Origin of the sequence: Streptomyces sp. NPDC057654, assembly GCF_042800135.1 — a bacterium.
In the GTDB taxonomy this organism is placed as follows: Bacteria; Actinomycetota; Actinomycetes; order Streptomycetales; family Streptomycetaceae; genus Streptomyces.
Map to the genome: position 1 here is coordinate 1 of NZ_JBHVHQ010000638.1, position 5,007 is coordinate 5,007.

Annotated in this window: 5 protein-coding genes; all 5 read left to right on the forward strand. The window is 72.2% G+C overall.

Going from position 1 to position 5,007, the window contains the following annotated elements:
* The first annotated feature begins 378 nt into the window (after nt 1-378).
* Nucleotides 379-585 (forward strand): SCO1431 family membrane protein, encoded by a 207-nt coding sequence (locus ACFU99_RS32555; protein WP_384398882.1) that lies wholly within the window; start codon nt 379-381, stop codon nt 583-585.
* 88 nt (nt 586-673) lie between these two features.
* Nucleotides 674-2,173, forward strand: coding sequence for an alpha/beta hydrolase (locus tag ACFU99_RS32560; RefSeq protein ID WP_384398884.1), 1,500 nt, complete (start codon nt 674-676; stop codon nt 2,171-2,173).
* A 73-nt stretch (nt 2,174-2,246) separates the two neighbouring features.
* A complete protein-coding gene (locus ACFU99_RS32565) occupies nt 2,247-2,819 on the forward strand; it encodes an SseB family protein (protein WP_384398886.1) in 573 nt (190 codons plus the stop codon).
* Entirely contained in the window at nt 2,816-3,391 is a 576-nt protein-coding gene (locus ACFU99_RS32570; RefSeq protein WP_384398888.1) for a hypothetical protein, read from the forward strand. The genes ACFU99_RS32565 and ACFU99_RS32570 overlap by 4 nt, the downstream gene beginning before the upstream one ends.
* On the forward strand, nt 3,391-5,007 hold a 1,617-nt coding region (locus ACFU99_RS32575), incomplete at its 3' end, for a putative T7SS-secreted protein (protein WP_384398890.1). The genes ACFU99_RS32570 and ACFU99_RS32575, both read left to right, overlap by 1 nt.

Below are 5,007 nucleotides of genomic sequence, written 5' to 3' on the forward strand. Positions count from 1 at the left end.
GTGCGCGAGGGCCCGCTCCACCAGCCCTTGCGCGCTGACCTCGCCCTCGGCCAGGGCGTGCGCCTGGGCGGCGAGCGTACGGGCGTGAACGGCCGAGGTCCGGTCGACTGACTCACGGGCGCGATCGGCGGGCGTGTGGGCGCGATCGGCGGGCCCGCGCGGTATGAAGCCGGTCACGGTGCTCCCCCTCATGACGGGTGCCGCTCGGACGAACGAACCGTAACCGGGGGCGAGTTGGCGGCGCACCGGCATTCTCCGGCCCGCGTGTCCTGAATCACTCCCTCTTTACCGAGGTGTGGGGCGGTCGCACTCTGAGGGAGCGGGAGGGACTGAAGGGTCATAAGGGACACGAGACGAGAGTGGGCAGAGGTGGCGCAGATGGCGCAGATGGCGGCGATGGCGGAGATGGCACAGATCGCGACGAGCCGGACCGGTGCGGGTACGGACACGGGTACGGGCACGCGTGCGCGTACGCGTACCGGCACAGGCGGGCCCTCCGACAAGAACAAGATGGTCGAGCAGGTGGTCGGCTGGGCGCTGGTCGTGGTGCTGGCGATGCTGGTGACGCAGTTGGGTCTCGCGTAACCCCTGGGGAGCACCCCCAGGTAGCCCCCTCGCAGGCATCCGGCTGGCCGGATGGGCGCGGGCGCCACCGGCCACAACGATGGCCCCCATGACTTTCTGGAACCGCAGAACCCTCGCCTTTCCGCTGGCGGCGGCCGCGGCGGCGCTCACGATGACGGCTCCGGGCGCGGAAGCCGCCGGACACGCCGTACCTGCCCCGGTCAGCTGGTCGAAGTGCGAGGGCAAGGGCCTCGACCCGCGCCAGGAGTGCGCGACCGTGTCCGTACCGCTGGACTACCGCGCGCCGGACGGCCCCCGCCTCGACCTGGCCGTCTCCCGCATCCGCGGCCAGAACCCCGAGCGGCGGCGCGGCGCCCTGCTGCTGATCCCCGGCGGCCCCGGCGGATCGAGCTGGAAGGACCCGAGCGCCAAGCTCGCGAAGCTGCCGCGGTCCGTGCGCGACACATACGACATCGTCGGGTTCGACCCGCGCGGAGTCGGCCGTTCCGCGCCGATCAGTTGCGGCCTGTCCCACGAGGACGTGGCCCTGACCGCCCTCCGGGCCTGGCCGGGCCCCGGCGGCGACATCTCGCGGAATGCGGCGAGCGCCCGCCGTACGGCCGACGCGTGCCTACGCGACGGCGGACCGGTGCTGCGCAGCGTCAGCACGGTCAACGAGGCCCGCGACATCGACAGCGTCCGGCGGGCGCTGGGCGAGGAGAAGCTGTCGGCGTGGGGGGTCTCGTACGGCACGTACGTCGGTTCCGTGTACGCGACGATGTTCCCGGACCGTACCGACCGCGTGGTGCTGGACAGCAACGACGACCCGAACCCCCAACTGGTGGAGCGCGGCTGGCTGGCGAACGGCGCCGTCGGGGCCGAGGACCGCTTCCCCGACTTCGCGCGCTGGGCCGCCGCCCCGGAACGCGGCGCGGACCGTATCGCCCGGACCCCCGCCGAGGTGCGTCCGCTGTTCCTGCGCCTGGCCGCCCGCCTGGACCGCTATCCGCTCCCCTGGCCGGGCGCCAACCCGGCGGAGCTGAACGGCAACGTACTGCGCCAGGCGATGTACGACGCCCTGTACGACGACGGCCGGTTCGCCGCCCTGGCCGAGCTGATACGCGCCGCGTCCGACCCCGCGCATCGAGCTCTGCCCGCCCCGAACACCCCGCCCGACGCGGCGATGCAGAACACCGCCGCCATGACCGTCGCCACCCTCTGCAACGACGTGTCCTGGCCGAAGTCGGTCCCCGCCTACACCAAGGCCGTCGCCGCGAACCGCGCCCGCTACCCCCTCACTGCGGGCCAACCGGCGGGCATCACCCCGTGCGCCTTCTGGCCCACCGCCCCCGCCGACAAGCCCGTACGCATCGCCCCCCGCGGCCCCTCCAACATCCTCCTCATCCAGAACCTCCGCGACCCCGCCACCCCCTACAGCGGCGCCCTCAACCTCCGCCGCGCCTTCGGCGACCGCGCCCGCATGGTCGCCGTGGACGCGGGCGGCCACGGCTCGTACCTCGCCCACGGCAATGCCTGCGGGGACGCGAAGGTCACCGTTTTCCTGGCGACGGGACAGCGGCCGGGACGGGATGTGACCTGCCGCTCGTAGGCCGGATTCCGGGGCCGGGCCCCGGTTGTCAGTGGGGCTTTGTACGCTGCTGTCCACAGGGGGGGTGGTTGCGGTGTCACTGACGGATGAGGTCGCAGCGGTTCACGGGGAGCGGGGGCGGCCGGCCGCGATGGTCGGGGAGCTGCGGCGTACGGCGGTGCTGGTGCCGACAGCGCCGAGGAGGCCGACAGCGCCGACGGACGCGCCGGGCGAGGACAGTCTGTTGTCGGTGGAGTTCGGGGGAATCCGCTGGATCTGCGCGTTCACGGATGAGGCGGCCCTGGCCCGGTTCGCCGCGGCCCGCCGGGCCGGCGGAGACGGAAAGGACGACGGGGCCGCGGACTGGGAGTACAGGACCGTGCTGGGCGCCCGGCTGCTGGACGTCGTTGTGCCCGCCGTCGGCGTCCCTGCGGGGGTGGCCCTGGACGTCGGCAGCGAGCACCCGATGATGTTCCCGCCCGTCGTCGGCATCGTGCCGGACGCCGCCGCGGTCGACGCGCCGGAGAACTGGCGGCCGGCGGACCCGAAGGACCCGAACGGTCTGAAGGATCCGAACGGCCCGAGCGGCCCGAACGGTCCGAAGGATCCGAGCGACCCGCATGGTCCGAGCGAGCCAGAGTGCGAGTCCCCCGAGGGCCCGCGGTGAGCGGCGGGGACGGCCTCAAGGCTGGCAAGGAAGCGCTGGACAACATCTCCAAGGGCCTGGACGGGGCGATCGGTGAGCTGAAGAAGGTGGGTTCGCCGGGCGACGCGGCCGTCGGACGCGGCTTCTCCGAGCTCGCCCTCAGCGGCCTGGAGGCCGGACACGAGGACCTGACCTCGTCCTTCAAGTCGTTCTGCGACCGCTGGGAGTGGGGCGTACGGGCCCTGGTGCGCGACGGCAACGAGTTCGCCCACCGGGTGGGCCTGGCCGCGGGCTACTACCACGAGACGGACGAGTACATCTCGAACACCCTCAAGGTCACCACGAACGCGGTCATGGGCAACCCGCATCTGACGGAGGAGCAGGTCGAGCAGCAGTCCTGGGGAGAGACCCTGTCCGACAACCCGTACACGCAGGTGCGGGACGCGGACTACAGCGTGAAGTCCTTCCAGGACGCGGCCGGGAACGCGAAGGAGACCTGGTCGAGAACGGCCGACGACGTCCAGTCTGGCTGGGGCCTCGGCCCCGTCGGGCCCGCCGCGCATGTCGTCAGCAAGATCGAGGACTACGGCTGATGGGGGTAATGGACTGGATCGACAAGGGCGGCGACTGGGTCGAGGGGAAGGTCGAGCAGGGCAAGAAGCTCGTCGGCGAGGGCGTCGAGTACGCGACCCACAAGGTCAGCGACGGCCTCGATTACGTCGGTCTGCACGACTGGGCCGAATCGGTCGAGGACTGGGGCGACGAGACCGCCTCCGACCTCGGCGCGGAGGTCGACGAGAAACAGCTCGGGCAGACCGAGGAGGCCGACGAGCTGATCCACGGCGACGTGAAGCGGATCGAGGCGGCGGCCGAGCATCTGAAGAAGTTCCACACCGCGTTCGACTCCGTGCACGCCGGGCTGCTGAAGGTCGGCTCAGCGGAGTGGGAGGGCGAGGGCAAGGAGGCGTTCGCCAAGAAGTTCGCGGAGCACCCGAAGAAGTGGGCGCGGGCCGCCGACGCCTGCGAGGACGCCGCGGGCGCGCTGACGACGTACGGGCACACGGTCACCTGGGCGCAGAAGCAGGCCAAGGAGGCGGTGCGCCTCTACAAGAAGGGCAAGGCCGCGTCCAAGGAGGCCGTGGACGCGCACAACAAGAAGGTCGACGCCTATAACGCGAAGGTCGACAGCGGCGAGGATCCGGGGCCGAAGCCGGGCGAGTTCCACGATCCGGGGGTGGCGGACGGCAAGGAGGCGCAGCGCATCCTCGCCGAGGCCCGTAAGCAGCGCAATACGGCGGCGGCCACCGCCAAGGCGAAGATCGACGCCGCGACGAAACTGGCCCCGGACAAGCCGGAGTTCCACGACCGGATGGCCGGGGACGCGCTCGACGGGTTCGAGGGCGGCCAGGTCGAGTTGCTGCACTTCACGGGCGGCGTGGTCCGCTCGGGTACGGACGTGCTGAAGTTCGCCCGCGGCCTCAACCCGACGGACCCGTACAACCTCACGCACCCCGCGGCCTATCTCGACACCGTCTCCAACACCGCCGCCGGGATTCTCTCCCTCGCCTCCCACCCGGAGCGGCTGCCGGGCGCTCTGCTCGGCACTGGCTGGGGCTCGGATCCGTCGGAGGCGGGCGGGCGGCTGTTCGGCAACATCATCATGGCCGTCGGCACGGGCGGCGCCGGGACGGCGGCGAAGGCGACCGAGGGCGCCGTTCTCAACGTCACCAAGAAGGCGGTGGAGGAGGGCGCGGAGACCGGCACGCGGCAGGCCGGGAAGAGCGCGGCCCGGCACGAGGCCGAGCGGGGGCCGCACGAGAACACCCGCCCGGACGGCACGAAGGCCACGAAGGGCACCGACCCCGTCGACCTGGCCTCGGGCCGGATGTTCCTGCCGCAGGTCGACGTGGTGCTGCCCGGCGCGCTGCCGTTGACGTTCGTCCGCAAGGCGCAGTCCGGGTACCGGGCCGGACAGTGGCTGGGGCCGTCGTGGTCGAGCACGGCGGACCAGCGGCTGGAGATCGACGCCGAGGGCGTGGTGTTCGTCGGCGAGGACGGCATGGTGCTGTCCTATCCGCATCCGGCGCCGGGTGTCGCGACGCTGCCGGCCGAGGGGCCGCGGTGGCCGCTGGAGATTCCGGGGGACGGCGGCTACGCCGTACGGGACCCGGCTTCGGGGCGGACGTGGCACTTCGGGTGGTATGGGGGC